The 26528-nt window shown below is 63.0% G+C and carries 27 protein-coding genes; 8 read left to right on the top strand and 19 right to left on the bottom strand.

Annotation, left to right across the window (positions count from 1 at the left end; translation table 11 throughout):
* Positions 1 to 9: 9 nt before the first annotated feature.
* Complete coding sequence (locus C7451_RS16835) at positions 10 to 816, bottom strand: LytR/AlgR family response regulator transcription factor (RefSeq protein ID WP_060977875.1); 807 nt, start codon at positions 814 to 816, stop codon at positions 10 to 12.
* Positions 813 to 1910: a sensor histidine kinase gene (locus tag C7451_RS16840; RefSeq protein WP_110300068.1), complete on the bottom strand. Its 1098-nt coding sequence runs from the start codon at positions 1908 to 1910 to the stop codon at positions 813 to 815. The genes C7451_RS16835 and C7451_RS16840 overlap by 4 nt, the downstream gene beginning before the upstream one ends.
* A 104-nt stretch (positions 1911 to 2014) precedes the next feature.
* On the opposite strand from C7451_RS16840, the gene C7451_RS16845 reads away from it, so the two are divergent.
* Complete coding sequence (locus C7451_RS16845) at positions 2015 to 2614, top strand: HD domain-containing protein (protein ID WP_110300069.1); 600 nt, start codon at positions 2015 to 2017, stop codon at positions 2612 to 2614.
* A gap of 62 nt (positions 2615 to 2676) precedes the next feature.
* Here the strand turns inward: C7451_RS16845 and C7451_RS16850 are convergent, their stop codons facing one another.
* From C7451_RS16850 to C7451_RS16920, 16 genes are all read right to left on the bottom strand, one after another.
* Positions 2677 to 3573 carry an OmpA family protein gene (locus C7451_RS16850; RefSeq protein ID WP_110300070.1) on the bottom strand — a complete coding sequence of 299 codons (897 nt, stop codon included), beginning with the start codon at positions 3571 to 3573 and terminating at the stop codon, positions 2677 to 2679.
* 142 nt (positions 3574 to 3715) lie between these two features.
* Positions 3716 to 4693, bottom strand: coding sequence for a M48 family metallopeptidase (locus C7451_RS16855; RefSeq protein ID WP_167398591.1), 978 nt, complete (start codon positions 4691 to 4693; stop codon positions 3716 to 3718).
* Positions 4694 to 4747: 54 nt separating this feature from the next.
* Positions 4748 to 5527, bottom strand: coding sequence for a DsbA family protein (locus tag C7451_RS16860; protein WP_244182001.1), 780 nt, complete (start codon positions 5525 to 5527; stop codon positions 4748 to 4750).
* 96 nt (positions 5528 to 5623) lie between these two features.
* Complete coding sequence (locus tag C7451_RS16865) at positions 5624 to 6976, bottom strand: M48 family metalloprotease (protein WP_110300104.1); 1353 nt, start codon at positions 6974 to 6976, stop codon at positions 5624 to 5626.
* A 199-nt stretch (positions 6977 to 7175) separates the two neighbouring features.
* Positions 7176 to 8816: a methyl-accepting chemotaxis protein gene (locus C7451_RS16870; RefSeq protein WP_110300072.1), complete on the bottom strand. Its 1641-nt coding sequence runs from the start codon at positions 8814 to 8816 to the stop codon at positions 7176 to 7178.
* Positions 8817 to 8910: 94 nt separating this feature from the next.
* Positions 8911 to 9087, bottom strand: coding sequence for a hypothetical protein (locus tag C7451_RS20040; protein ID WP_167398592.1), 177 nt, complete (start codon positions 9085 to 9087; stop codon positions 8911 to 8913).
* 61 nt (positions 9088 to 9148) lie between these two features.
* Complete coding sequence (locus C7451_RS16875; RefSeq protein WP_167398593.1) at positions 9149 to 10765, bottom strand: methyl-accepting chemotaxis protein; 1617 nt, start codon at positions 10763 to 10765, stop codon at positions 9149 to 9151.
* Positions 10766 to 10913: 148 nt separating this feature from the next.
* The gene (hslU, locus tag C7451_RS16880; RefSeq protein ID WP_110300074.1) at positions 10914 to 12215 is read right to left on the bottom strand and encodes an ATP-dependent protease ATPase subunit HslU; all 1302 of its coding nucleotides are present in this window, start codon (positions 12213 to 12215) and stop codon (positions 10914 to 10916) included.
* Between the two features lie 59 nt (positions 12216 to 12274).
* On the bottom strand, positions 12275 to 13384 hold the full coding sequence (locus C7451_RS16885) for an FAD-dependent oxidoreductase (protein WP_110300075.1): 1110 nt from the start codon (positions 13382 to 13384) through the stop codon (positions 12275 to 12277).
* A 19-nt stretch (positions 13385 to 13403) separates the two neighbouring features.
* The gene (hslV, locus tag C7451_RS16890; RefSeq protein ID WP_110300105.1) at positions 13404 to 13946 is read right to left on the bottom strand and encodes an ATP-dependent protease subunit HslV; all 543 of its coding nucleotides are present in this window, start codon (positions 13944 to 13946) and stop codon (positions 13404 to 13406) included.
* A gap of 60 nt (positions 13947 to 14006) precedes the next feature.
* On the bottom strand, positions 14007 to 14309 hold the full coding sequence (locus C7451_RS16895; RefSeq protein WP_110300076.1) for a putative quinol monooxygenase: 303 nt from the start codon (positions 14307 to 14309) through the stop codon (positions 14007 to 14009).
* Positions 14310 to 14386: 77 nt separating this feature from the next.
* On the bottom strand, positions 14387 to 15385 hold the full coding sequence (locus C7451_RS16900; RefSeq protein ID WP_110300077.1) for an NAD-dependent epimerase/dehydratase family protein: 999 nt from the start codon (positions 15383 to 15385) through the stop codon (positions 14387 to 14389).
* 19 nt (positions 15386 to 15404) lie between these two features.
* Entirely contained in the window at positions 15405 to 16706 is a 1302-nt protein-coding gene (gene wecC / locus C7451_RS16905; RefSeq protein WP_110300078.1) for a UDP-N-acetyl-D-mannosamine dehydrogenase, read from the bottom strand.
* Between the two features lie 227 nt (positions 16707 to 16933).
* Positions 16934 to 17149, bottom strand: coding sequence for a hypothetical protein (locus tag C7451_RS16910; protein ID WP_341866645.1), 216 nt, complete (start codon positions 17147 to 17149; stop codon positions 16934 to 16936).
* A gap of 156 nt (positions 17150 to 17305) precedes the next feature.
* On the bottom strand, positions 17306 to 18028 hold the full coding sequence (locus C7451_RS16915) for a glycosyltransferase (RefSeq protein WP_110300080.1): 723 nt from the start codon (positions 18026 to 18028) through the stop codon (positions 17306 to 17308).
* Entirely contained in the window at positions 18025 to 18618 is a 594-nt protein-coding gene (locus tag C7451_RS16920; protein WP_110300081.1) for a TIGR04282 family arsenosugar biosynthesis glycosyltransferase, read from the bottom strand. Before C7451_RS16920 ends, C7451_RS16915 begins: the two co-directional genes overlap by 4 nt.
* Positions 18619 to 18721: 103 nt before the next feature.
* Between C7451_RS16920 and maiA the strand changes: the two genes are divergently transcribed.
* From maiA to C7451_RS16940, 4 genes are all read left to right on the top strand, one after another.
* Positions 18722 to 19354, top strand: a complete 633-nt coding sequence (gene maiA / locus C7451_RS16925; RefSeq protein WP_110300082.1) for a maleylacetoacetate isomerase — start codon at positions 18722 to 18724, stop codon at positions 19352 to 19354.
* Entirely contained in the window at positions 19351 to 21480 is a 2130-nt protein-coding gene (locus C7451_RS16930) for a TonB-dependent receptor (RefSeq protein ID WP_110300083.1), read from the top strand. Before maiA ends, C7451_RS16930 begins: the two co-directional genes overlap by 4 nt.
* 15 nt (positions 21481 to 21495) lie before the next feature.
* Complete coding sequence (locus C7451_RS16935; protein ID WP_110300084.1) at positions 21496 to 21948, top strand: MarR family winged helix-turn-helix transcriptional regulator; 453 nt, start codon at positions 21496 to 21498, stop codon at positions 21946 to 21948.
* A 96-nt stretch (positions 21949 to 22044) separates the two neighbouring features.
* On the top strand, positions 22045 to 23052 hold the full coding sequence (locus C7451_RS16940) for a fumarylacetoacetate hydrolase family protein (RefSeq protein WP_110300085.1): 1008 nt from the start codon (positions 22045 to 22047) through the stop codon (positions 23050 to 23052).
* Between the two features lie 45 nt (positions 23053 to 23097).
* Here the strand turns inward: C7451_RS16940 and C7451_RS16945 are convergent, their stop codons facing one another.
* Positions 23098 to 23754: an alpha/beta hydrolase gene (locus tag C7451_RS16945; RefSeq protein ID WP_023837854.1), complete on the bottom strand. Its 657-nt coding sequence runs from the start codon at positions 23752 to 23754 to the stop codon at positions 23098 to 23100.
* Between the two features lie 209 nt (positions 23755 to 23963).
* Here C7451_RS16945 and C7451_RS16950 point away from each other — a divergent pair, with 209 nt between their 5' ends.
* Genes C7451_RS16950 through C7451_RS16960 form a run of 3 tightly spaced genes read left to right on the top strand, consistent with a single transcriptional unit; the run spans position 23964 to position 26518 of the window.
* Positions 23964 to 25049: a cysteine desulfurase family protein gene (locus C7451_RS16950; protein WP_110300086.1), complete on the top strand. Its 1086-nt coding sequence runs from the start codon at positions 23964 to 23966 to the stop codon at positions 25047 to 25049.
* Positions 25049 to 26179, top strand: a complete 1131-nt coding sequence (locus C7451_RS16955; RefSeq protein ID WP_110300106.1) for a cysteine desulfurase family protein — start codon at positions 25049 to 25051, stop codon at positions 26177 to 26179. The genes C7451_RS16950 and C7451_RS16955 overlap by 1 nt, the downstream gene beginning before the upstream one ends.
* A gap of 3 nt (positions 26180 to 26182) precedes the next feature.
* Positions 26183 to 26518, top strand: coding sequence for a 2Fe-2S iron-sulfur cluster-binding protein (locus C7451_RS16960; RefSeq protein ID WP_110300087.1), 336 nt, complete (start codon positions 26183 to 26185; stop codon positions 26516 to 26518).
* Positions 26519 to 26528 lie beyond the last annotated feature (10 nt).

The raw sequence follows: 26528 nt of genomic DNA on the forward strand, positions 1-26528 counted from the left end.
AAGCGGCTCTTAATGAACGAACCGCGCCACGACGTCGCGATAGCTGCGCGATACCTTCACCTGCGCGCCCGATTCGAGCACCAGAAAGCATTCGCCATTGGTGTGCGGTTTGACCTGACGAACCAGTCCCAGATTGACGATGGTCGAACGGTGCACGCGCTGGAAATTGCGCGGGTCGAGCCGCTTTTCCAGGTCCTTCATCGTCTCGCGCAGGATCAGAGAATTGTCGCCGGTATAGATGCACATGTAATCGCCCGCGGCGTCGATGCGCTCGATCGTGTCGACATCCACGCGGAAGATCTGGCCGCGATCCTTGATGTTGATGAGCTTTTCGTAGCGGTTCGAAGCCGCCGCCTCGTCCTCTTCGCCCAGATCGAGATTCTCCACCGCATCGGGGGCGACCTCGTTGAGAACATTCATCAGCTTGACCGCTTCCTCGCGGCCCTTCTTGTCGCGAATGCGCTCGCGGATGCGGTCGATCGCATCGGCCAGGCGCACGTCCTCGACGGGTTTCAGCAGATAATCGACGGCCTGGGCCTCGAACGCCTTGATCGCGTGCTCGCTATAGGCGGTGCAGAACACGACCAGCGGCGGTTCGATGTCCATGATCCCCTGAACGACCGAAAAGCCGTCAAAGCCGGGCATCTGGATGTCGAGAAAGATCAGGTCGGGCTTGAGCGTCTTGATCTTCCGGATAGCCTCGCGTCCGTTGAGGCAGGTATCGATGATTTCGATGTCTTCGAACTTTTCCAGCCGGAGCTGCATGCCCTGGATCGCGAGCTTCTCGTCATCGATCAGGATGGTGCGGATGGTCATGCCTGTAATTGCCTTTGTTCGCGTGTTTCAAACGGAATTTCGATAATCACGCTATAGCCGCCCCCGGGTGATGATCGTGTCTCAAACCGGTGATTGTCTTCATATGCCTGGGACAGCCTGTCCCTGATATTCGCCAGTCCGACCCCGGTTGACGCATTGGCCTTCTCGCCTTGCTTCTTCAATCCGGGCCCTGTGTCGGTCACGGTGATACGCAGCAGAGGTCCGATGAGTTGCGCCGAGATGTTGATATCGGCACCGTCCTCCTTGGGCGTCACTGCATATTTAATGGCGTTCTCGACCAATGGTTGCAAGAGCAACGATGGCAGAAGCGCCTTGGCCGCGTTGGGCTCGATGTCGAAATGCGCGCGCAGCCGCTCTTCGAAGCGCATCTTCTCGATATCCAGATAGAGCTTCAACGTCTCGACCTCCTGCTCCAGCGTCACCCGTGCGGTCGGTTCGTTGGCGAGCGTGTAGCGCAGGAACGAGGAGAGGCGCGAAAGCATCGCGTTCGCCGGCTCGGTCTGCTTGAGCAGTACCAGGGTCGAGATGCTGTTCAGCGTGTTGAACAGGAAATGCGGGTTGAGCTGATAGCGCAGCATCGCGAGCTGCGCGCTGGTCGCCTGGTTTTCCAGCCGCAGCATCTGGTCCTGCTGTTCCTCGATGCGCAGGAAGAAGTTGATCGCGTAATAAAGCGCCGACCATGCCCCGAGCAGCGTCAGATCGAGATAGAAGGCGCCGAGCAGGATCGCGGTGAAATTGCTGTCGCTGCCCGGACGATAAAGAGTGGCAACCCAGGCATCGACAAAGGCCCAGAGCGCCGAACCGGTGAGCAGCACGAGCAGCGTGATACCCCAGGTGACGAGGGGCTTCCTGTCGATCAGCGTCTGGTAGATCACGCTCATCACCAGAGACACCGAATAGCCGGTGATGGTCGCGATGATGATCGGCACCAGGAACGAGATCGGCTGGCCGTTGGCAAGGCCGGAAATGCCGCGCAGCGCCAATGCGCCTGCCCAGCCAAGGGTCTGCAGGTTCCAGAAGGCCCGGTTCTTGTTGGCGAAGAACGGTGTCGGCTTGATGGGCAGCATCGCCATGATGTTACGGGGCTTAGCCGGATTCTTTCCCGCGCCCCACAACTTTTTGCATCTGCAGATGTGCTGCGTTACCTTCGGACAAAACCGAACGGAGAGGATGTTCCATGACTGACACGCTGTCACCTGAGGCGCGGGCAAAATTCACTGCGATGACCAATGGCACGCAGGAGGACTGGGCCATCATAGCCGGGCAGTATCGCGAATTCGCCGGAGGCCTTGCCGACCGCGTGCTCGCGCATCTGCGCCTGCTCGATGGCGATTTCGGCGGTTTTCCGATCGACCGCCTGCAGCACAGCCTGCAGACCGCAACCCGTGCGTATCGGGATGGGCGGGATGAGCAATATGTCGTGATGGCGCTGCTCCACGACATCGGCGACACGCTCGGCAGCTTCAACCATCCCGATGTCGCGGCAGCGATCATCAAGCCCTTTGTGTCGGAAGAAATCCACTGGATCTGCGCCAACCACGGAGCGTTCCAGGGCTATTACTATTTCCATTTCATCGGCGGCGACCGCGACGTCCGCGAGAATTTCCGGGGATCGCCATATTTCGACGCCTGCGCGGAATTCTGCGAGAAATACGACCAGGCGGCATTCGACCCGGATTATGTGAGCGAGCCGCTCGAATTCTTCGAGCCGATGGTCCGCCGCGTCATGGCACGGCCTGTCAACTCCATGTACGCCAGGGTGGCAGAGCAGGCCTGACAGCAAAAAGCCCTCCCGTAATGGGAGGGCTTCCTTGCCGATCTTAGCTTAGTATGCGTCGATCAGCGCGCCGTGTTTTCAGCGTAGAGACCATCGACTGCCTTGCTGACCAGGATGTTCACTGCGACGCGGCGATTCTGCGCCTTGCCTTCCTCGGTCATGTTGTCGGCAACCGGGTCTGCTTCGGCCATGCCCGCAGGGGTCAGCATGCGATAGGGTTTCCACTTGCAGACCTGCTGCAGATAGTTGATCACGCTCGCGGCCCGCTTTTCGCTCAGCTGCTGGTTGAAGTCCTCGTCGCCATCCGAATCGGTATAGCCGACCACCAGCATGAGGGCATTGTCCATCTGTTCGGCCGAGCCAGCAGCGGCGCACAGTTCCGCCTTCGCCTGCTCGCTCAGCTTCGCCTGCGCGGTGTCGAAATAGACATTGGTCGTCGCCTTGACGTTATACTGGTCGATATCGCCCATGCGTCCGCGCAGGGCTTCGGTCGCGGCCGACTGTTCGGCAAACTGCTGGGCGGTGCCGGTGCGGATCATCGAGGCTGTCTTGAAATCGGTATTCTTGAAGGTGATCTGATCAGCAACCAGCGTCTCGCCTGATTGCAGCGTCTTGATGGTCAGCGGCAGGCCATTCAGCAATGCGCCGGTATCGAGCTTTGTCCGGCTTGCACCAAAGAGGCCGCCGGTCGCGCGCACGCTGGTCTGATCGCTCACGTACAGGATAGTGCGTGCGCCATCGGCAGTCTGCACCTGGATCCGGTCACCCTGACGCGCCGTCAACACGCCCTTGATCTCGGGGCCCTTGGTCATGGTGGCGGGATCGGGCAGGGCCTCGGCTTCGCTGGCGACATCGGCGCGAAGCGGCTCACCCTGCTGTGCGACGAGCGCAGTGGATGCCGACAGCGCCATTGCGGCCATCGCCAGACGGATGCCCGAGGGCTTGGCATGAAATTGCATGGAATTGCTCCTTGAGAATATGAAACCCACCCTGTTCCTGCGGAGACTGACGGGCCGAGGATTCGGTTCCCGGGCCCCCGCCGAACTGCGGCGAAGCGATCGGAAAGGCGCGGCGAGGCGAGGAACAATGAGCGAGGGAAGCCTATTGCAATGGCTGAAGCGGCGCAGCGAGCAGCGGGGGCGACCAGCCGCGCGGGCTCTGCACGGAAGCGCGTAGCGTCGCAATTTCCTCCTCGAACAGAGCTACGCGCCTTTTCCAGCGGTAATGGGTGGGAGCGGAGAAAATGCCCTTGCCCCGCTTCTTGCCGTAGCGCGTCCAGAAGCGGACCGCGCCGAGCGGGTCGAACCCGGCATTGGCCATCAGCCAGATCGACAGCCGGTCGGCTTCGATCTCTGTCGCCAGGGTGAGGCGGGCGTTGCGGCCGAGTTGCTGCAGAAGCCCGCGCTGGACACCGGCTTCGTTCAATCGTCGGCGATGCTCCAGCAGATTGTGCGCCAGTTCGTGTGCCAGGATGGCCGCCAATTCGTCATCATCGGCCATGAAAGTCAGCATGGGAACCGTGATCCCGACGATATCGCCATCTGCAGAGGCGCCATAACTGTCGCTGGGTCGCAACTCGAAGCGGCTTCGGCACGCTTTGGTGCCGGCGAATGTGACCTGCAACGTCTGGCCAGCACGAAGCACGTCCAGCGTGACCTCACCCCGGTTCAGTGCAGCGCGCAAAGTCGCATCAGCCCAGGCAATCGGGCGATAGGCTGCGACCTGATCGATCGTTTCAAGATCGGTCGAGGAAGGGGCGAAAGGCCTGCCGTTCAGCGACACGATAGCGTCATCAGCGCGCAGGCCGGCCCTGGCGGCGGGGCCATCGGGTACCATCGCCAATACGGCATAATCGGTTGCAAAGCCGAAGGTCAGGCGTGCCGCTGCGGCATCGGGATATTGCGCAATATGGTGGAGCGCCAGCCCTGCGGAGTTCTCGGTGACGCTGCAAAAGGCGGAATTGGCCGTGGCAAGCTGATAGCCGATGCCGAGCACGCGGGCATCCGACGCCCGCAGATCGGCAAGGGATGCTTCGGCCGGTTGTGCGGGACCGGCCTGAGCGACGGCCGGCAGCGACATGGTCCCTGCAATCAACCCCAGCGCAAGGCAGAGGCGCGCGAACCCGCGCATCGATCAGCCAGCAGGCTTCTTGGCCGAGCGGGCCTCGGTGATAGCCGATTTGAGCTCGTCATAGCCGACCGCGCCATTGAGAACGCGGTTCCCCACGACCCAGCTCGGCGTTCCGCTGAACTCGAGTTGCTGGGCAATGCGGATATTATCGTCGAGCACCTGTTCGGCCTGCTTGCTTGCGACAAAGCTGCGCGCCGCGCCCATGTCGAGCCCGGCGGTCTTCGCGGCCTGCTCGATCGTCGCCTGGCTCGGACGACCGGCTGCGAACATCGCCTTGTAGAAGGCGTAATATTTGCCCTGCTGCGCGGCAGCCATGCCCCAGTTGGCAGCGATCCGGCTTTCATCGGAGAGGATCGGCAACTCGTGAAACACGATCTTGAGGTTCTTGTCCTCGCCGATGAGGCGCGCGACATCGGCGACGCTCTGGCGACAGAAACCGCAGGCAAAATCGGAATATTCGGCGAGGACCACGTCGCCGTCCGGATTTCCGGCAAAGGCGCCAGCATAAGGCGTCTCGATATCGCTGCGCACAGAAGCGATCCGCTTGGCCGCCTGCTTGCCGCGCAACTGCTCGATCGCTTCGGGAATGATTTCCGGGTTGTCCAGGATGTAGGCGCGGACGATTGCCTCGATTGCCGCCTTGTCCCTGGTGTCGAAGCCGGCTGCGGCGGCAGCCTTGTCGGCATCCTGCATGGCCGCGTTGTCCGGCATCACCGTGGCACCACTCTGCCACAGAAGAGTGCCGATGCCGGCAGCGATGGTCACGAAAGCGGCAGCGCCCATGAAAACCCATGTCCTTGAACGGGCCTCGCCAGAGGATGATGATTGCGGTGACATGGCGGGCCTTTGGTTGGTGGAATTCTATACAGTCGAAGCGGCTTAGCGGCGGCGCCGCTCGCGTTCAACCGCATCGCGGGCCAGGATCGCAATATCCTGCGCGCGGATGAAATCGGCACTGCCTTGCGGAAGCGTCGTCATGGCCTGTTCCGCGCTTTGCAATGCCAGTGGCGCGTTGCCCTGCAGCACATAGCGTTCGGCACTGGCCAGCGCCGCACGCGCCGTATCTCCACGATCGGCATAGACCACGCCAAGCTGGTACCACGCGAACGGATTGGCCGCATCGCGCGCCACGGCGGCCTTCAGCACGCGTTCGGCTTCGGGCAGATTGGACGGATCCTCGGTGGCGATCAGGGCATGGCCATAGACCCCGGCGATAAGCGACTGCGCGTTGGTGCTTTCGACTGCCTTTTGAAGCGGGGCTATCGCTTCCTTGGGGCGCCCCGACTCGAGCAGGATCTGCCCGTAGATTTCCAGAAAATACGGATCGTCGGGTGCCTGGGCGAGCAGCGAGCGAACCTCGCTCAGCGCTTTTTCCGGATAGGCACTCTTGTGCCAAGCATAGGCGCGGGCATAGCGCGCGGGAACACTCTGGTCGGTCTCCGGATAGGTGCGCAGTGTCTGGGTCGGCTCTGCCACATAACCCACGAGCTTGGCCTTGACCCGCTGGAACCGGGCCTCGAGCACCGGATCGACGGGGCGGTTGTAAGCTGGATCGTTTTCGTAAATGTCCTGCAGCAGCGTGATGCGCTCACCCGATAGCGGATGTGACCGATTGTAGCTGTCTTCCTGCGGGATCGCGAGCCGGAACTCCAGATTCTGCAGCTTCTTGAAGAAGTTGATCGAGCCCTTGCCAGTCAGTCCCGCCGCCGAGAGATATTTGGCTCCCGCGACATCGGCGCCCGCCTCTTCGCCGCGGGTGTGGGCAAGAAACTTGCCGAGTGCTGCCTGCTGGCCCGCCCCGATGATACCGAGCCCGGCTTCGCCAGCGCCGGCTGCGACCGCCGCGAGACCCAGCAGCAGCGACAAGATCGTGATGTTGCCGGCCTTGGACGCGCTTTCGGATCGGGTGATCGAATGGCCAAGCGCGATATGCCCCAGCTCATGGGCAATCACGCCCTGCACTTCATTGACGCTGTCTGCCGCTTCGATCAGCCCGCTATGGATGTAGACATCCTGCGTGCCCGCCACGAATGCGTTGATGCTTCGATCGTTGATGACGACGACATTGACATTGGATGGTAAAAGCCCGGCAGCGAGGATCAACTCGCGCGACATGTCGGCGAGCAGAGCTTCGGTCTCCGCATCACGCAGGATGGATTGCGCTGCAACGGGCTGGACCACCAGCACCAGCAACACCCAGATTGCCATCATTCGCGCTGCGAACAGCTTCATGATCTGGTTCCAGCCTGGTCCTGCCTTGTCCATTGCCACCCGTTTTGCCGGCCATCTGGCCATCTTGCGTTGCACCGGCCATGGTGGAAAGGCGATGAACCGCCGATGAAGTCCGCCTGCCGTCGGTTCAGTCTAGCGCCACCGTCGGCGAATGCACAGAGCTGGCTGGCATAATCCGGCAAAGCGTTGGCATAGGCGGTCAGACGCTGTTGAGCTGCTGCAGAAATTCGCTGCTGGACCGGCGCAATCGGCCTGCCTGGTCCTGCAGGCTCACGGTGATGGCGCGCATATCGGCTGCCAGACGCTGTATCTCCCCCGCATGGCTGCCGACGTTGCGGGCGGTTTCTTCCATGCTGCAGACATCGCTGGCAACCTGGGCGGCATGGTCCGTGATATTGGCGGTTGCCTTGCCCTGATCAGCGATGACCGATGCAATCTGGACCGCACCCTCATTGACCAGTTCGATCTGGTCAGAGATCGAGTTTATCCGGGTTTCTGCCAGCGTCATCTGGGTGCGGATGCCATCGACCGTATGGCCCACGGCATTGATGGCGCCCCGCGTCTGGCCCGCCAGTTGCTTGACCTCGTTGGCGACCACCGCAAATCCGCGCCCCGCCTCGCCAGCACGAGAGGCCTCGATCGATGCGTTCAGCGCCAGCAAATTGGTGTGAGAGGCGATTTCCTCGATCAGATGCGCGATCTGGGATGCCTTGGCTGCTTCCTCCGCCAGCGCAGCAAGCGCGTCGCTGCCGTCGCGCGATGACAGGCGCGCCAGCGTCGCTGCGCGATGCTGAACCTCGATCTGGGCGGCAATGGTGGTCGTCGACGCGCTGAGTGCGCGGGCTGCGCTCGCGACATCCTGCACGGATCGGCCTACATTGCTGGCCCGCACCGTGACGATCCCGGCGCTGGCATTGGTCTGGGCGCCGATGGCATTCAGCGCGTCGGCGCTGTCCGTCAATCGGCTGATGGCGTCGCTCAGCTGCTCGATCGTCTGCAGCACCGACCGGTCAAAGGCGCGCGCAAGGCTGGCCATGCCCGAACGCCACTCGGCCGCGTGGCGCTGATCCCGCTCGGCAAGCATCCTCTGGGACCGGAGATCCGTCTCGGCCTTGTTCCTGAGCTGTTGCTGATCGACAGCGAACTCGCGTTCACGCGCTTCTGCCAGTTCGCGCGACTGGATGATCGACTGCGCGAAAAAGTTCCAGATCAGAATGTTGGTGCGCCACAGGGCAATCAGATAAATGATCAGCAACAGATATAGCGCGGTCGGCACACTGGTGTCGGTCAGCTGGATGGCAAATACCAGACCGGCGCCCGATCCGAAAATCCAGATCAAGTTGGTGGTCGGCACAGCAAAGGAGCCCAACGCCCCCACGGCGATATGAGCGACCGCTACGAGCAACCCCAGCACCCGGATGGCCTGGCTCGGCGACAGCAGCATGCCGATGGTGATCATCGACCAGGCGAATATGGAAAACACGATGACGGCGCGCAGCCAGAGGTTCAGGCGGGCGAGGTCCCTGTCAAGATGCACATCTTCGCCGGTCAGCTTCAGTGCCTGCAAGTGGATCAGGCAAAAGACGGTCACCGCAAGCACGATGCCGATGGAACCGGCAACCACCCACGGACTGCCGCTCTGGCCCCAGCTGAACCAGCTCACCACCGGCCCGGTGATCACGACTGCCGGAACCAGAGCAACCGAACCCTTGCTCGCATGCAGAAATTGCGCGAGGCGAAAGACTCGGCCTGCCTTGGAATCATCCGCCAGATCGACACGGACAGTATCCGGCGTGACTCGCAGATGCACGGACATATCCAGCCATAATTGGCGCGACATACTGGTAACTCCCTAACCTTGCCTTTCGGCGGTATCACCAGCGGTGTTAAGGAGAATTTACCAGAATATATTCAGTTTGGGGGAGTTGCCGAACCTATTTACTAATGCCGGTGCTATTCACGATGTCACTCAACTGCTGCCTTACGTAATCGGCGTCAATGCTGATCATCTTGCCGCAATGGTCCATGGCGTTGAAGCTGATCTGTTCAAGCAGCTTTTCCATCACGGTCGGCAGGCGACGTGCACCGGCATGCTCGACCGTTTCGTTCACTCAAGCGGCGGTCCAAGCCACCTCGGACAAGGCCGATGGGCTCAATACCAGGAAAGGCGGATTACGCTGCCTTGAGTTCGGCCAGAAATGCCGCGCTAGCATTTTGCAGAGCGAAAGCTTGCTGCTCGAGTTGCACCGTCAAAAGGCGCATGTCATCGGATACCGATTTGACCCGCTGCGCATTCTGGCTGACGGCATGCGCGGTTTCCTCCATTGCATGCGCGTCGCTGGCGACCTGCCGCGTGGTAGCGTTGATATCGCTGGTCGCCTCGCCCTGGTCGGCAATCACCCTGGCGATATGCGCCGCGCCTTCGGTCACTACATCGATCTGGTCGGCGATTGAGTCGATCGTCATTTCAGTGAGGTCCATGCGCGCACGGATGCCCTGAACGGTAGCGTCGACCGACTGGATCGCACCGCGTGTCTGGCCGGACAGTTGCTTGACCTCGTGGGCGACGATGGAAAAGCCGCGACCGGCCTCGCCTGCGCGCGCCGCCTCGATCGTGGCATTGAGCGCAAGCAGGTTGGTCTGCGAGGCGATGTCGTTGATCAGTGTCGTGATCTCGGAAACCTTCTCCGCCTGGGTCGCCAGCGCACTGACGGCAACACTGCCCGACATGCTGGCGCTGCGCGCTGCTGCGGCGGCCTCATGCTGGGTATCGACGCGTTGCGCAATCGCCTTGGCCGACTGGTTGAGCTGTTCGATCGCGGCGGCGACATGCTGCACCGACAGGCCGACATTGCTGGCACGAGCCGTCACTTCGGTCGCACTGCTGTCGGTTTCCTCGCCGATGGCATGCAAGGCTGCGGCGCTCTTGCCAAGTTGCGCTAAGGCGTCGGTGAGCCGATCGACCGTCTGCACGACGGATAGCTCGAAGGCGTGGGCCAGATCGGCTCTGGCCCGGCGACGTTCTTCCATGTGACGGTCGTGCTGCTGTGCGAGCATCCGTTGCGCGAGCAGTTCCTGCTCAGCCCTTTCGCTGGCCTTTTGCTGCTCCGCCAGAAACCCGCTTTCGCGCGCTTCTGCAAGTTGATGCGATTGCAGGATCGCCTCGGCATAATGGCGCCAAATGACCATGGTGCTGCGCCACAGGATAAAGCAGAACGTCGCCAGCAGGATATAGAAATAGAACTGCATCGGCTGGCCAGCCACGGCAATTGCAACGCACAGGCCCAGTCCCATCGACGCGAACCAGGCGAGGTTTGCCATCGGACGCGAAAGATAGCACAGCGTTCCGATCGCGGTTGTCGATATGCTGATCGCTATGGCCATGTCGTGCAGAGGCTCGATCCCCGAGAGCAGGAGGCCGGCGATAATGGTCGACCAGCCTATCCCGGAAACCAGCGCGACGGCGGTCAAGGCGGTATCAAGGCGCGGCAGGCTTTTCTGAATGCGGTCGGGCTGGTTTGCAAGCGTCTTCAGCCTCAGAAATATGGGTATATTCGCAACCATGGTCATGAGGCTTACGAGACCGCCAAGCAGGACCATGGCAAAGGCCGGCGTTTTCCAGGTGACAAGGGCAAGCAGCGCGCTGATCATGAACACCGAAGGGATCATCGGCAGCAGGGCAGCGCTGGTTCGCAGCATCTGACGCCGCGCAAATTCATCGCCGACCTTTTTCGCGACGAGCTGGCCATGCTGCATGTCAGACCAGATGCCCTGGAAATGAATGGTCATTTCCCGGTAGATTTGACGCAGGACTAGGCGCGATCTCCTCGGCATCGGATCGCGCTAGCAGAACATGGTTAATCTGGGGCTAACATTGTCTGGCGCTGGTCCGGTCCATCGGCCGGGATCAGCGCCAGACAGAATGCAATCGCGGCGATCAGAGCACGTATTTGCTCAGATCGGTGTTCTTCGCGATGCCGGTGAGCTGCTGCTTGACGTAATCGGCGTCGATGCTGATCGTCTCGCCGCGATGATCCTCGGCGTTGAAGCTGATCTCCTCGAGCAGCTTTTCCATCACCGTCTGCAGGCGACGCGCCCCGATATTCTCGACCGTCTCGTTCACCGAAGCGGCAATCCGCGCAACTTCGCGCAAGGCTTCTTCGCTGAATTCGAGCTTCAGGTCCTCGGTGCCGAGCAAAGCGCTGTATTGCTCGGCCAGATTGGCCTTGGTTTGCGTCAGGATATGGAAAAAGTCCTCCTCGCTCAGCGCCTTGAGTTCGACGCGGATCGGCAGGCGGCCCTGGAGTTCAGGCAGCATGTCACTGGGCTTGGCGATGTGGAATGCGCCCGAGGCGATGAAAAGCACATGGTCGGTCTTCATAGGGCCGTATTTGGTGGCAACGGTCGTGCCCTCGATCAGCGGCAGCAGATCTCGCTGCACGCCCTCGCGGCTGACCGATCCGCCGCGCACATCGGACACGGCGATCTTGTCGATCTCGTCGAGGAACACGATGCCATTGGCTTCCGCATCGGCGAGCGCCACGCGTGCGACATCATCCTGGTCCATGCGCTTTTCGGATTCTTCCTCGATCAGCTTGTCCCAGGCATCGGCGAGCCGCATCTTGCGCGGCTTGGTGCGCTTCTGGCCGAACGCCTTGCCCATCATGTCGGACAGGTTGATCATGCCGACCTGTCCACCCATGCCGGGGATTTCCATCGGCATGCTGGGGCTGGCTTCGACCTCGATCTCCACCTCGGTATCGTTCATGTGATTGTCGATGATCCGCTGACGGAAGCTCTGCCGCGTCGCCTCGCTGGCATTATCACCCACCAGCGCGTTGAGCAGCCGCTCCATCGCCGCTTCGGACGCGGCCTCGCGCACCTTTTCGCGGCGGCGGTCCTTTTCCAGCCGCACCGCATCCTCCACCAGATCGCGCGCGATCTGATCGACATCACGGCCGACATAACCGACTTCGGTGAACTTGGTCGCCTCGATCTTGATGAACGGCGCGTCGGCCAGCTTGGCGAGGCGACGCGAAATCTCGGTCTTGCCGCAGCCGGTGGGGCCGATCATCAGGATATTCTTGGGCGTCACCTCGTCGCGCAGCTCGGCGGGCAGGCGCTGACGCCGCCAGCGGTTGCGCAGCGCCACGGCGACGGCGCGCTTGGCGTCCTTCTGGCCGATGATATGCGCATCGAGCGCGGCAACGATGTTCTTCGGGGTAAGCGTATCGGTCATTCAGTGTCTTCTCTGAAAGGGATGTTCGCGACACAAATTGGGGTGTGGCTCGACCCGCTTCAAGCGCAGCGCCATCCCGCCATCAACTGGCGGTGGGATTCGACGATTGTCGCAATATTTTGCGGCTGCGGCTCAGCCAGATATTCCCCGCGCTCATAGGTTCCGCCCAGCAATATGCCATCACCGCGCGGGAACATGTATCCGGCAGGAAAAGCATAGGCATAGCGGATTTCGGGCTGCGGGATCAGCACCGCGAGCTGGCCGCGCACCGGCACCAGTTCGGGATCGCCGAACAGTCTTGCCGCGCCCAGACCGGTGCAGTTGAACACGAGGCGCTCGGGCAGTGCTGCTATCTCGGACGGAGTGCCGAAGCTGCGCAGCTCCACCTTGCCGCCCGCGACGCGAATGTCGCGCAGCAACCGCTCGAGAAAACGCCCGGTCTCGACATACATGGTCTCGTAGCGGACGACATTGTCGAGCCCGAAGGGGTGTTCTTCCGTGCTCAGCCGGACGCGTCCAGGGAAGCGCGGGTCGGGCGGTAACGGGCCGGTCCGGCGGGTCTGATCGTAAGTCGGCAACCAGCGGATGCCGTAATCGTCACCGGCCATGATCTGGAAGCGGCGGCGGCTGTAATCGGCGGCGGCATCGGCCTGGGCCAGGAATTCGGGCGTGGCGACATCGTCATCGAAATAGCCGGTCGGGAATATCTGGCCGCCGGCGATGTTCGACGTCGTCTGCGGCGGCAGCGCGGCGGTATAGATGGTGACCGGATAGCCTGCTTCCTGCACCAGCCGCGCGGTGGTCAGCCCCATGATGCCGGCCCCGATCACCGCTACGCGGCCCGAATGGCCGGGCAGGCCGAGCGAGGTTGCGAGCCGCGAACTCCCCCAGCTCAGCGAGATGCCGCCGCCGCCATGCCCGTAATTGTGGACCAGCCGCGTATCGCCCAGCGCCTCGGCGCGAACCACGAAGCCTGAGGGGCGGTAGGGGCGGAGCCCCGCGGCGGTGCGGATCACGCGGGTCGGATCGACCTGCACCCTGGGGAGGCATGCGGGCAGGCCAGGAAGCGCGGCTATCGGCCGCGTCGTGGCGCCCGTCGTGCATCCACTCAGCAACAGTGCGGCGCCGCCGCCCGTTACCAATCCCCGCCTGTTTGTCTGCCACAGCATGGCTGCGGACCCTAGGGCATCAGGCGGCGGTGTCGAGCGTCTCGATCGTCAGCTGGTCGTTCGTATAGACGCATACGTCGCTGGCGATCTTCATCGCCTTGCGCGCGATCGTTTCCGCGTCCTGCTCATAGTCCATCAGCGCGCGCGCGGCGGCGAGCGCGAAATTTCCGCCTGATCCGATCGCGGCGACGCCATCGACGGGTTCGAGCACATCGCCATTGCCGGTGAGGATCAGCGTCACTTCCTTGTCGGCGACGATCATCATCGCCTCGAGGTTGCGCAAGTACTTGTCGGTCCGCCAGTCCTTGGCAAGTTCGACAGCTGCACGCATGAGCTGGCCCGAATGCCGCTCAAGCTTTCCTTCGAGCCGCTCGAACAGGGTGAAGGCATCTGCGGTGGCACCGGCGAAGCCGCCGATCACCGAGCCGTCGCCTAGCCGTCGCACCTTGCGGGCATTGGGCTTCATGACGGTCTGGCCCATCGATACCTGGCCGTCGCCTGCGATCACCGCCTTGCCGTTCTTGCGGATGCCGACGATGGTGGTCCCATGCCATGTCGGCATGCTGCTGCTGTCTCTGCTCATGGCGCGCGATATGGTGGAGCGGGGCAGGGGCTGCAAGCCCTACATGATGCGACGGACTTCTTCACCGTCATAGAGCCGCACGTCCGATCCCAGCCGCTCGACTTGCGCCAGACCCGCGCCGAAAGCAGCCATGTGCGGCGAGGCGAAATGCGCTTCCAGTGCGGCTTCGTCGACCCAGCGTTCGGAAATGCGGATGATATCGGGATCGTTCATGTCGCGGGCAAAGGCATAATGCAGGCAGCCTTCTTCCGCGCGCGTTGCCTCGACCATCTGCCTTGCCGCTTGCGCGAATTTGTCGATTTCACCCGGCGCGAATTGCAGCCAGCCTTCGATGATGAGCATGTCGCTTGGTCTCCTGCCTTGCCGGCGCTTCGTCCGGTACGCCGACAGGGTTACGGCGCTTGTACGGCTCCCGCAAGTCAGCTGCCAGTATAGCTGCGATACCAGTCGACGAAGCGCGGAATGCCGATACCGATGCCTGTGGTCGGCGCATAGCCAAGTTCGCCCTGAATTGCGCTGATATCGGCATAGGTCTGGTACACGTCGCCAGGCTGCATCGGCAGCATGTTGCGGATCGCAGGTCTACCGCATGCCGCTTCGATCACGTCGATCATCCGGCCCAATGGCTCGGGCTGGTTGTTGCCGATATTGTAAATCCGATGCGGCGAGATGCTGCCGCCGGGCTTCATCGCGCCGTCATCGGTCGGGGGGTGATCGATCACCGCCAGCACGCCTGCGATGATATCGTCGATATAGGTGAAATCACGGCGCATATCGCCGTGGTTGTACACGTCGATCGGCTGGCCCTGCAGGATCGCGCGGGTGAACTTCCACAGCGCCATGTCGGGCCGACCCCATGGGCCATATACGGTGAAGAAGCGCAGGCCGGTCATCGGGATGCGATACAGATGGGCGTAGGTCTCGCTCATCAGCTCGTCTGCCTTCTTGGTGGCGGCATAGAGCGAGACGGGATGATCGACGCGGTGGTCGACACTGAACGGCACGGTATCGGAATTGCCATAGACCGACGAGGACGAGGCGTAGACGAACTGCTTCACCTGCCGGTTGCGTGCGACCTCCAGCAGGTTAAGGTGACCGACCAGGTTTGACTGCACATAGGCGCGCGGATTGTCGATGCTGTAGCGTACCCCCGCCTGCGCGCCGAGATGCACGATCGTGGACGGATCATGGGGCGCGAGCGCAGCCTCCAGCGGTTCATGGTCGGCGAAATCCAGCTCGACGAAGTCGAACCGCCCCTCCTGGATCGTCGCCAGGTTGGCGAGGCGCGCATGCTTCAGCGCGGGGTCGTAATAGGGGTTGAGATTGTCGATGCCGACAACATGCTGGCCACGCTGCATCAGCGCGCGCGTCAGCGCATGGCCGATGAACCCGGCGGCTCCGGTCACGAGAATGGTCATGGTCTGAGGGTCTGCCCGATCAGCCGGCGAGACGCAAATGGCCGCTGGGGCGTTCAAGCGACGCGGGCTGGTCGGGCCAGATGCCGCGCGTGTCGTAGACGATCTTGCCAGCGCGTTCGGCCAGCGGGATCGACTTGAACACGTCATGATCGACCAGCACGATGAACAGGTCGCAGCTTTCGATCGCATCATCGACATCGATCAGGCTTGCACCCAGTCCCTCATAGGCGGGTGGCAGCACCTGGGCATAGGGCTCGACGATGCTGATCCGTTCCCCGAATTTCTGCGCCAGCGCCAGCGCGACCTTGTTGGCAGGGCTCTCGCGGAAATCGTCGATATTCGCCTTGAAGGCGAGGCCCAGGCACGCGACCTTCGCATCCGGATTGGCCTCGATCAGTCCGCCTGCCTTGGCGAGCACATGATCGACCTTGCCGTCATTGACCCAGCGCGCGGTGCGGATCAGCGGGGTTTCGTCCGGGGCGCCGTGGATGATGAACCAGGGGTCGACCGCGATGCAATGCCCGCCGACGCCGGGGCCGGGCTGCAGGATATTGACGCGCGGATGCCGGTTGGCGAGGCGGATGACCTCCCACACGTCGAGCCCCATGCGGTCGGCGACGATCGACAGTTCGTTGGCAAAGGCAATGTTGACGTCGCGATAGGCATTCTCGACCAGCTTGGTCATTTCCGCCGAACGCGCATCCGTCGTGATGCATTCTCCGCGCACGAAGCGCCGATAGAAGGTCAGCGCCTTGCGCGCGCAGCGCGGCGTGATCCCGCCGATCGAGCGGTCATTGTTGGTCAGTTCCTCCAGAATGCGGCCGGGCAGTACGCGCTCGGGGCAGTAGGCGATGGCGATATCGGGAATGTCGCTGGTCAGGCCCGGTACCTTGAGATCGGGGCGCAGCTTCGCGATCAGGTCGCGCATTTCTTCGGTGGTGCCGACGGGCGATGTCGATTCGAGAATGATGCAGTCGCCCTGCTTGAGCACGGCGGCGATGCTGCTCGCGGCCTGCAGCACATAACTGATATCAGGCGCGTGCTTGTCGTCGAACGGGGTCGGTACGGCGATGACGAACACATCGGACGGTTCGACCTGAAGCGAGGTTCGCAGCATCCCGCGCGAAACCACGCCCTGGACCAACCCGTCCAGATCGACTTCCTCGATATGGATGCGGCCCTCGGCAATGGTACTGACAACATGTTCGGAGACATCCACGCCCAGCACCCGACAACCCGAGCGCGCAATGATTGCTGCGGTGGGAAGTCCGATATAGCCAAGGCCCAGAACGCAAACTTCAGGCTTTTTCTCGGACAGCATGCTCAATCCCCGGTGATGGCTGGTTGTGCTGGGTGCCAGGCTGCACACCATAGGGGCTGGGTGTAGCTGCGTCCCAGTTAAAAAACCGGTAAGCAGTCGTAAAATCGGTGCCTATGCCTAGCGCGCGAACGGCCAGAAACTGAACTCTGCCACCTGCGCGATGAATACAATAAAAAAGGGCGGCCCTTGGGAGCCGCCCTTTTCCGTATAGCTTGCGCCTGATGAAATCAGGGGCTGTTCGGCTCATCGTCGTCAGCGATGACGATGATGCCGCCGATGACGGCAGCAGCAGCGACGACACCAATGATGATTCCGGTGCTGCCTTCAGCTTCGCTCTCTTCGCTCGAGACAGCCGACACGCGTCCGGCAGCCTGGGCGAGAACCGGAGCGCCGACCATCGTGGTCAGAGCGATCGCGGCCATGGTGGCTTTGAACATTTTCATTTTCATAATCCCCAATATTGGAGTGTTTTCGTTCAATCGCGGAATGCCACAGGTTCATTCATGTTGCAAGTGCGAAATGAGCGCGGTCTGCCAAATCGAACGAGAAAACTGCGGTACCGGCCAGGCCAGGGGCTTCCGGTGCCAGACGCAACACATTCAGCGGATATCCGGATACATGTCCTTGAGCCGATGGCGCATGCCGAAGGTCCATGCCAGCCCGACCTTGAGATAGATGTAGTTGGCCTTGAGCGGCCCCCATGCCGCAATGCGGCGATCGGACGTGATGACCGGCTTGCGCGTCATCTTGAGCTTTCCGATCCGTGCAAAGCCGATGCACAGATCGGCTTCCTCCATGATCGTCGCGTCGGCCGGTATGCCGCCAATGCGAAGAAAATCGGCGCGGCGGAAGAACATTGCATGGTCGCCGAACAGCAGCCTCACGCCCCGCACGAACAGATGCGGATGGGTTATGGCCGGGTAATAGGTCTTCCACCAATTGTGCGCGGTGGTGAACCAGCGGGTCTTTTTGCCCCGAATGATCGGCATGAACGTGGCCAGCGAGATGCGCGGATCCTGCAGTACCGCACGAACGTGCGCAATGGCATCGGTCGGCAGCAGGCTGTCGGCGTGCAGGATGCAGATGACTTCGCCCTGCGCCTGATCGACGCCGAAATTGATCTGCGGCCCCCGCCCACGGGTCGGCGAGACCATGGTGCGCCACCCTGCCGCAATGGCTAGCGCGAGGGTGTCGTCGTCGCTGTCCCCGTCGACCAGCAGGATTTCGTCGGGCTGCGGATCGAGCGCGGCGACATTGGCGATGGTCGCGGGCAGCGCCCTGGCTTCGTTCAGCGCCGGTATCATCAAGGTGACCCGGTTCATGCCAGTTTCCCCAGATACGGCCAGCGGGCCAGATCGTCGGGCCGGTCGCAATCGGCGAGCATCGGCAGTAGCGCGACGCTGAGGCCCAGGGCATCGCAGCGGCGGATCGTTTCGGGAAACACGGCTTCGGTGCTCCAGGGCATGTCGGTCAGCAGTTCGGGACGCGCTCTTTGCATCCCGATCAGATAATAGCCGCCGTCCTCCGCCGGACCGATCACGACGTCATGGTCATCAAGGGCATCCATGGCGCTGGCGACGATGCCGCTGGTGAGATCAGGCGTGTCTGCGCCGAAGAAGACATGCGGACCGGCCCGGCTGGCATCGATCAACCGTTCGCTCAGCCCCCCTTCGGCCTGTTGCACCAGATGCGGGCCATCGCCCAGCCACCGACGAAAGGCCAGCTCGTCTGCGCCGGCATAGCGCACTTCGACCGGCGCTCCGGCCTCCAGCAGCAGGTCTACCGTCCGCTTCGCCAGGTGCCTGTGGACACGCGCCGCACCTTCCTCGCCCAGCGCAGGGATCAGCCGCGTCTTGGCATAGCCCGGGTGCGGATATTTGGCGAACAGCACGAGATCGGGGAATGCAGGCATCGAGAAAGGCTTAGCGCACCAGTATGGGGAAACAAGCCTTGCATCGCTGCCATGCCGCCATATGGTGCGCGCCCCGGCCACCCGTCCCCAAGGAGCCTCGCCTATGTCCGATGTCCTGCTGTTCGATTACTGGCGCTCGTCGGCCAGCTATCGCGTTCGCATCGCGCTCAATCTCAAGGGCATTGCCTATCATGCTGTCCCAACCGACCTTCTGGCCCGGGAGCAGAAGGCCCCCGATTACGTGGCACGCAATCCGCAGGGCCTGGTGCCGATGCTGCATATCGACGGACTTGATCTGACCCAGTCGCTGGCCATCATCGACTATCTGGACATGACGCGACCCGACCCGCGGCTGATTCCGACGGACCCTGCCGCACGCGCGGCGACGCTGGCGCGGGCGATGATCATCATTGCCGACATTCACCCGCTCAACAACCTGCGCATGCTCCATTATCTCAAGAACGAGATGGGCCACGATCAGGCCGCGATCGACACATGGTATCGCCACTGGATCGCCGAAGGCTTTGCCGCGCTTGAAAAGCTTGCGCCGGAGACTGGCCTTTTCGGTGGGGACACGCCCGATCTTGTCGATCTGTGTCTGGTGCCGCAGGTGGCCAATGCGCGCCGCTTTGAACTCGATATGGCGCCCTATCCCAGACTGACCCGGATCGACGGTGAGCTGCAGGCGTTGCCAGCCTTTGCGGCAGCCCATCCTGAACAGGTCAAGCCAGCATGAGAGCTCCAGCTCGAAGCCTCCTGCTGGCGACCAGCATTCCTGTCCTGATTGCGGCCAGCCCGATCCAGGCGCAGCAGGCACCCGTTGCCGACGAGGCTGCTTCCGGCCAGACCGTCAGCTGGCCCGATGCACCGATCACCGTGGTCGGCCAGCCGCTGGCGCTGCCGATCGGTGACCGGGCCTATAGCGTGACCACGGTTACGCCCGAGATGCTGGCCAACGAGCCCAGCCAGCGCCTGGAAAATGCGCTGCGCCTGGTTCCCGGCTTGCAGCAGTTCCGCCGGTCCGACGCGCGCAGCGCCAACCCGACCAGCCAGGGTGTTACCCTGCGCGGTCTTGGCGGCAATGCGTCGAGCCGCGTACTGATGCTGCTCGATGGTGTTCCGCAAAGTGATCCGTTCGGCGGCTGGATCAGCTTTCCGGGCTATGACGCGCTCAACCTTGCCGGCGTCCGCGTGAGGCGTGGCGGCGGCACCGGCAGCGATGGGCCAGGCGCGCTGGCAGGAACGATAGAGCTCGACAGCGCAGGCATCCGGGCCGACCAGTCGAACGTCTATGCAGATCTCGCTTATGGCAGCCGCGATTCGCTGGAGGCCAGCCTCGGCACAAGCCAGGCCTTGGGGCAGGGTGGGCTCACACTCTCTGCCCAATATGCGCGCGGTGACGGGTTCATCCCGGTCATCGCCGCACAGCGTGGCACCGTGGATCGGCCCGCTCCCTTCGAGCAACTCGGTGTCAATCTGCGCTTCGTCGCGCCGATCAGTGCCACCACCGAATTGCAGGCCAGCGCGCGCGCATTCACCGACGAGCGCGAGCGCGGATTTGCCTTTAGCGACAATCGCAACGAGGGCGCAGATGCAAGCCTCAGGCTTGTCGGGCGGGGCAGTCTGCCCTGGTCGGCGCTGGCCTATGTCCAGGTCCGCAGCTTTGAAAGCAGCTTTGCCGCGGTGAGTGCCGATCGGTCGACGGCAACGCAGAGCCTGGACCAGTACAACACACCTTCGACAGGTCTGGGCGCGCGCGCCGAAATTCGTCCTTCGCTGGGCAGTGCGGGCGAGTTGCGCCTCGGCGCCGAATGGCGGCGAACGACCGGCGAGACCCGCGAGCTGTTCACCTTTGTCGCGGGCAGCCCGACCCGCTTGCGCCGGGCGGGTGGCGCCAGCGAGACGCTGGGCGCCTTCGCCGAGGCAAGCTGGCAGGCGAGCCCCGATCTGCTGCTGACCGGCGGCGGACGGCTGGACTATTGGCGGCTGACCGATGGCCGTCTGAACGAAACGGTCCTGGCTACGGGGGCGCCGTTGACCAGCACGGCGTTTGAAGATCGCAGCGGGTGGGAAGGCACGGGCCGGGTCGGATTTGCCTGGGATGCGGCAGGGTTGCTGAAAATTCGCGGTGCCGGCTATCTCGGCTGGCGTCTGCCGACGCTGAACGAATTGTATCGGCCCTTCCGCGTCGGACCCGACGCCACGGCCGCCAACGCGGCGCTGGCACCCGAAAGGCTGCGCGGTGCAGAACTTGGATTCGACTACGAGATCTACACGATCCGGCTGGGCGCCACCCTGTTCTGGAACCGGCTGGACAATGCCATTGCCAACGTGACGCTGGCGCGCGGGCCGGGGACCTTTCCGGGCGTGGGCTTCGTGTCCGCAGCGGGCAGTTTCAGCCAGCGGCAGAATCTGGACGCTGTCGAAGCCAGGGGCGTCGAGCTCGAGGCGCGCGCCGATATTGGCGATTTCGACGTGATGGCGGCCTATAGCTATGTCGATGCCGAGGTGCGGGCGGCGCCGGGCCAGGCCGCAATCGACGGACGCAGGCCTGCGCAGGTGCCGCGCCATTTCGCCACCGGATCGGTCGGCTGGTTTCCTGATGGCGGCGACAGCGGATTCAATCTCACGGCCCGCTATACGGGGTCGCAGTTCGAGGATGATCTGGGGCAGCTTTCCCTCGATGACGCCGTCACCCTGGATGCCCGCGCCGCGCTGCGGATAAACCGGCAGTTGCTGGTGGAACTGCGCGGCGAGAATCTGTTCGATACGACCGTGCAGGCAGGGATCAGCGGTCCCGGCATCATCGAACGTGCCAGCCCGCGAACGATTTGGCTTGGCCTTAAACTGGACATTGAATAGCCTGACCAGCGCACCATGACCCGCAGCATCACCCACCTTGCCGATTTCCTGCCGTATCGCCTTTCGGTCACGTCGAATGCGGTGAGCGATCTCATCGCGCGCGAATACAGGTCGCGTTTCGGCCTGAAGATTCCGGAATGGCGGGTGATGGCGGTGCTTGGCGATGTCGGCGAGGCCACGCAGCGCGAACTGGTGGCCGCAACACGCATGGACAAGGTCGCGGTCAACCGCGCCACCAAGACACTGGGAGAGCGGGCGCTGATCCAGCGTGCGCCGAACATGGCCGATGGTCGCTCGCATCATCTCGCGCTGACCGCCGCTGGTCGAGCGCTTTATGCCGAGATCATGCCGCTGGCGCTGCAGATGGAGGGGCAGGTCATGACCGTCCTCAGCGACACCGAACGGCTTCAGCTTTCCGGGCTGCTCGGCAAGCTGCTCGCCCGCGCAGATGCTCTGACCGATGACTGAGCGCCATGGGTCGGGCCTTGCATCCAAGTTTCAATTGATACTATGCTGCGCGCAGCATTCTCGCATTCCGGCAACAGCAAAAGGTAGCCGCATCCCATGAAGCTTGCATCTCTCAAGAGCGGCCGCGACGGTCATCTCGTTGTGGTTTCCAATGATCTCGCCTGGTATGCCGATGCCAGCCATCTTGTGCCGACCATGCAGGCGGCGCTCGACGACTGGGACCGCATGGCGCCCTATCTCGAAGTGCTGGCACGGGATCTGGAGCATGCCGCGATCCCGCGCGAGCGCTTTCATGAACATGACGCGGCTGCGCCGCTGCCGCGCGCCTATCAATGGGCGGACGGATCGGCTTATGTGAACCATGTGGAGCTGGTCCGCAAAGCGCGCGGCGCGGAACTTCCCGAAAGCTTCTGGACCGATCCGCTGATGTATCAGGGCGGTTCCGACGACATGCTGGGAGCCCGCGATCCCATATCGCTCAAGGATGAAGCCTGGGGCTGCGATCTGGAGGCCGAAATTGTCGTTGTCACCGGCGATGTGCCACAGGGCGTGACGCCCGAAGAGGCACGTGGCTATATCCGCCTGGTCGGTCTGGTGAACGATGTGTCGCTGCGCAACCTGATCCCGGACGAGCTGGCCAAGGGCTTCGGTTTCGTCCAGTCCAAGCCGGCCAGCGCCTTTTCGCCGGTATTCGTGACTCCGGATGCACTCGGCGATTACTGGAAGGATGGCAAGCTGCACCGCAAGCTGCTCGTCGATCTGAACGGCCAGCCGTTCGGGCGCGCCGTTGCTTCCGATGATTGCACATTCGATTTCGGTGTTCTGATTGCGCATCTTGCCAAGACGCGGCGGGTCCGGGCCGGTTCGATCATCGGATCGGGTACCGTCTCCAACCGTGACAGCGATGGTGGTCCGGGGCGCCCGGTCAGGGATGGCGGGCTCGGCTATAGCTGCATCGCCGAGGTCCGCATGGTCGAGAAGATCACCACCGGCGAGATGAAGACGCCGTTCCTGAAACATGGCGATACCGTCCGCATCGATGTGCATGACCACAGGGAGCACACGATCTTCGGCGCGATCGAGCAGACCGTACAGGTCGGATGAAGCCATGGCGACCTGCGTCCGACCGGGGACGCAGGTCCGAAGGCGTCAGCGGATCGGCGAATCCGGTGCCAGCCGCATGTCGAGATAATTGTCGACCGAATGCATCAGATCGTCGAGCTCGTGCTCGAAGAAATGGTTGGCGCGGCTGATCTCGTCATGATGAATGGTGATGTGCTTCTGCGTGCGCAGCTTGTCGACCAGCTTCTGCACGGCGCCGGGCGTCACCACCGTGTCCGCAGCGCCCTGAACGATGATGCCCGAGGCGGGGCAAGGTGCAAGGAAGCTGAAATCGTACATGTTCGCTGGCGGTGCGACCGAGATGAAACCGCGGATTTCCGGGCGGCGCATCAGCAGCTGCATCGCGATGAGCGCACCGAAGCTGAAGCCTGCGACCCAGGTGGTCTGCGCCTCGGGGTGGAAGCTCTGCACCCAGTCGAGCGCGGCGGCGGCGTCGGACAGTTCGCCGATGCCGTTGTCGAAAGTGCCCTGGCTGCGGCCGACGCCGCGGAAGTTGAAGCGCAAGGTCGCAAAGCCGCGACGCACGAAGGTCTTGTAGAGCGCCTGGGTGATGCGGTCGTTCATCGTGCCGCCGCCCTGGGGATGCGGGTGCAGGATCATGGCAACAGGTGCACGCGGGCGAGGGGCAGGGCTGAAGCGGCCCTCAAGGCGGCCTTCGGGACCGGGGAAGATGACAGCGGGCATGTTTTGCGCTCTTTCGGCTGAACGACAGGTGTCGGCTTGATGAAATTCGGGGCGGCGATAGCTTCAAGATAAGGTCGCAGCTGTCGCCGGGAAGGGGCGCTATACGCAATCCGCATTACGAAAAGCAACAAAATGCGTGGAATTGGCGCTGGCTGCGGTTACAGGGACGCGATGAACCGTTGTCCTGTTCCACACTGCAAGCCAGGCTCATGAACGCTCCGCGCATCTATCTGGACCATGCTGCAACCACACCGGTGCTCGCCGAGGCCCGTGCCGCGATGATCGCCGGCATCGAGCGCTGGGCCAATCCTTCCTCGCCGCACGGCGATGGCCGGGCGGCGCGCGCAGCGCTGGAAGAGGCGCGGCGGCAGATCGCGGGCGCGCTTGGCTGGGATGGCGAGGTCATCCTGGCCAGTGGCGCAAGCGAGGCCATCGCGCTTGCCATGACAGCCGGCAAGGCCGACGGCTGGATCGTCAGTCCGACCGAGCATGATGCCGTGTTGCGCCTGACGAACCGCATACCGGCGGGCCGCTCGCTGATGCGGCTGGCGGTCGATCTGGACGGGCGGCTGGTGATGGCGAGCCTGTCGCGCGCGCTTGAAACCTGCGGCGGACGCCCGCTGGTGGTGGTGCAGTCGGTGAACAGCGAGACCGGGGTGATCCAGGACAATGCCGCGATCACGGCCATGGCGCGCGAAGCTGGCGCGCTGACCCTGTGCGATGCCTCGCAAAGCGCGGGCAAGATGCCGCTGCCCGACGCGGACATGATCGTGGTGTCGGCGCACAAGCTGGGCGGACCACCGGGCATAGGGGCGCTGCTGGTGCGCGATCTCGGCTTGCTCGATCCGTCGGGCGGCCAGGAAAAGGGCTATCGTGGGGGCACCGAGAACGTTCCCGCTGCAATGGGTTTTGCCGCCGCGTTGACCCAGGCGCGCTACTGGATCGATCGGGCGGCGGACCTCCGCCATCAGCTCGACAGCGCCATTCGCGCAGCCGGCGGAGAAGTCGTCGCGCAGAACGCGCCGCGTCTGCCGAGCATCGGCAGCTATCGGATGCCGGGCGTTGCCGCCAATGCGCAGCTGATCCAGTTCGATCTGGCTGGCGTCTCGGTCTCGGCAGGCAGCGCCTGTTCCTCGGGCACGCTCAAGACCAGCGCGGTGCTGACCGCCATGGGCTGGGACGACAAGGCAGCAGGTGAGGTGGTGCGCGCAAGCTTCGGCCCCTCGACAACGCGCGCGCATGTCTATCGGTTCATCGAATTGTGGCGCGAAATGGCAGCGAGGGCGCGGCGGTGATGGCTGGCGCGGCCCCGATCTATCTCGATTATCAGGCGACCACGCCGCTCGCGCCCGAGGCATATGCTGCCATGCAGCCCTGGCTTGGTGGGCCCGACAGTGCGGGCAGCTGGGCCAATCCGCACAGCAGTCATTCCATGGGGCGCAAGGCAGCTGCCACGGTCGAACTGGCGCGCAGCCAGATCGATGCACTGATGCCGCAGGGCGGCCGGGTGATCTTCACCAGCGGCGCAACCGAGGCGATCAATCTTGCAATCCGCGGCGCGCTTCCCGCGCTCGCGCCGCGACGCAGGATCGTGACCGTCACGACCGAGCACGCCGCCGTGCGCGATACCTGTCTGTGGCTTGAGCGGCAGGGATTTGAAGTCATGCTGCTGCCGGTTCACCCGGATGGGCTGGTCGATCTGGATGCTGCGCGTTCTGCCATCACGGGGGAAACTGCGCTGCTGGCTGCGATGCTGGTCAACAACGAGATCGGCGTGATCCAGCCCGTCGATGTTCTGGCAGACATGGCGCAGTCAGTCGGCGCGCGTTTTCTTTGCGATGCGGTGCAGGGCTACGGTCGGGTGACGCTGCCCCACGCAGCGGACATGATCGCGATCACCGCGCACAAGATCCATGGGCCCAAGGGCATCGGTGCGCTCTGGGTGCGCGATGGCATGGAGATAGAGCCGCTGATCCATGGTGGCGGGCAGGAGCAGGGCCTGCGATCGGGAACGCTCTCGCCCGCCTTGTGCGCAGGATTTGGCGCAGCAGCCAGGCTGGCGGCTGCGCTAGCCGACGTTGACGCAGCCCATGTCGCGCAGCTTCGGGACCGCGCGATCGCGCTGTTCGAGGGCTGGCAGGTCAACGGATCCTTGGGCCAGCGCTATCCGGGCAATCTCAACCTTCAGCGCGACGGGCTGGATGTTGCGCGGCTGATATCCGAAGTTCGTGGTGTCGCATTTTCTGCAGGCTCGGCCTGTGCCAGCGGTTCGGGGCGCCCCAGCCATGTGCTGACCGCGCTGGGCCTGTCGAGCGCGCAAGTGCGTTCGTCGATCCGTCTGGGCTTTGGCCGGTATACCACCATTGACGAAATCGAGCGCGCCGCGCATCTGATTGGCGATGCGGCCAACAGGCAGACGGGGTGATCGATGATCGAAGTGACCTTCATCAGCGCGGACGGCAAGAACCGCCAGACGGTTCAGGCGAAGGAAGGCGACCGGCTGCTCGACGTCGCGCAAGCCAATGGTCAGCCGCTCGAAGGCACGTGCGAGGGCCAGATGGCCTGTTCGACCTGCCACCTGATCATCGAGCCAGCGGATTTCGCCAAGCTGCCTGATCCGGTCGAAATGGAAGAGGACATGCTCGATCTCGCGGTGGCCGTGACCCGGACTTCCCGCCTTTCCTGCCAGATATTCCTGCGCGAGGAATGGGGAACCCTGACTTGCCGGGTGCCAGCCGAAAGCTATGACATGCAGGGCATGTAGGCCCTCGATC

This window comes from Blastomonas natatoria (assembly GCF_003201955.1).
Classification (GTDB): Bacteria; Pseudomonadota; Alphaproteobacteria; order Sphingomonadales; family Sphingomonadaceae; genus Blastomonas; species Blastomonas natatoria.

Coding starts and splice junctions, on each gene's coding strand:
- C7451_RS16835 (WP_060977875.1), bottom strand. CDS start 816: ATGACCATCCGCACCATCCTGATCGATGACGAGAAGCTCGCGATCCAG.
- C7451_RS16840 (WP_110300068.1), bottom strand. CDS start 1,910: ATGGCGATGCTGCCCATCAAGCCGACACCGTTCTTCGCCAACAAGAAC.
- C7451_RS16845 (WP_110300069.1), top strand. CDS start 2,015: ATGACTGACACGCTGTCACCTGAGGCGCGGGCAAAATTCACTGCGATG.
- C7451_RS16850 (WP_110300070.1), bottom strand. CDS start 3,573: ATGCAATTTCATGCCAAGCCCTCGGGCATCCGTCTGGCGATGGCCGCA.
- C7451_RS16855 (WP_167398591.1), bottom strand. CDS start 4,693: ATGTCGCTGCCGGCCGTCGCTCAGGCCGGTCCCGCACAACCGGCCGAA.
- C7451_RS16860 (WP_244182001.1), bottom strand. CDS start 5,527: ATGGGCGCTGCCGCTTTCGTGACCATCGCTGCCGGCATCGGCACTCTT.
- C7451_RS16865 (WP_110300104.1), bottom strand. CDS start 6,976: ATGAAGCTGTTCGCAGCGCGAATGATGGCAATCTGGGTGTTGCTGGTG.
- C7451_RS16870 (WP_110300072.1), bottom strand. CDS start 8,816: ATGTCGCGCCAATTATGGCTGGATATGTCCGTGCATCTGCGAGTCACG.
- C7451_RS16875 (WP_167398593.1), bottom strand. CDS start 10,765: ATGACCATTCATTTCCAGGGCATCTGGTCTGACATGCAGCATGGCCAG.
- hslU (WP_110300074.1), bottom strand. CDS start 12,215: ATGACCGATACGCTTACCCCGAAGAACATCGTTGCCGCGCTCGATGCG.
- C7451_RS16885 (WP_110300075.1), bottom strand. CDS start 13,384: ATGCTGTGGCAGACAAACAGGCGGGGATTGGTAACGGGCGGCGGCGCC.
- hslV (WP_110300105.1), bottom strand. CDS start 13,946: ATGCCGACATGGCATGGGACCACCATCGTCGGCATCCGCAAGAACGGC.
- C7451_RS16895 (WP_110300076.1), bottom strand. CDS start 14,309: ATGCTCATCATCGAAGGCTGGCTGCAATTCGCGCCGGGTGAAATCGAC.
- C7451_RS16900 (WP_110300077.1), bottom strand. CDS start 15,385: ATGACCATTCTCGTGACCGGAGCCGCCGGGTTCATCGGCCATGCGCTG.
- wecC (WP_110300078.1), bottom strand. CDS start 16,706: ATGCTGTCCGAGAAAAAGCCTGAAGTTTGCGTTCTGGGCCTTGGCTAT.
- C7451_RS16910 (WP_341866645.1), bottom strand. CDS start 17,149: ATGAAAATGTTCAAAGCCACCATGGCCGCGATCGCTCTGACCACGATG.
- C7451_RS16915 (WP_110300080.1), bottom strand. CDS start 18,028: ATGAACCGGGTCACCTTGATGATACCGGCGCTGAACGAAGCCAGGGCG.
- C7451_RS16920 (WP_110300081.1), bottom strand. CDS start 18,618: ATGCCTGCATTCCCCGATCTCGTGCTGTTCGCCAAATATCCGCACCCG.
- maiA (WP_110300082.1), top strand. CDS start 18,722: ATGTCCGATGTCCTGCTGTTCGATTACTGGCGCTCGTCGGCCAGCTAT.
- C7451_RS16930 (WP_110300083.1), top strand. CDS start 19,351: ATGAGAGCTCCAGCTCGAAGCCTCCTGCTGGCGACCAGCATTCCTGTC.
- C7451_RS16935 (WP_110300084.1), top strand. CDS start 21,496: ATGACCCGCAGCATCACCCACCTTGCCGATTTCCTGCCGTATCGCCTT.
- C7451_RS16940 (WP_110300085.1), top strand. CDS start 22,045: ATGAAGCTTGCATCTCTCAAGAGCGGCCGCGACGGTCATCTCGTTGTG.
- C7451_RS16945 (WP_023837854.1), bottom strand. CDS start 23,754: ATGCCCGCTGTCATCTTCCCCGGTCCCGAAGGCCGCCTTGAGGGCCGC.
- C7451_RS16950 (WP_110300086.1), top strand. CDS start 23,964: ATGAACGCTCCGCGCATCTATCTGGACCATGCTGCAACCACACCGGTG.
- C7451_RS16955 (WP_110300106.1), top strand. CDS start 25,049: ATGGCTGGCGCGGCCCCGATCTATCTCGATTATCAGGCGACCACGCCG.
- C7451_RS16960 (WP_110300087.1), top strand. CDS start 26,183: ATGATCGAAGTGACCTTCATCAGCGCGGACGGCAAGAACCGCCAGACG.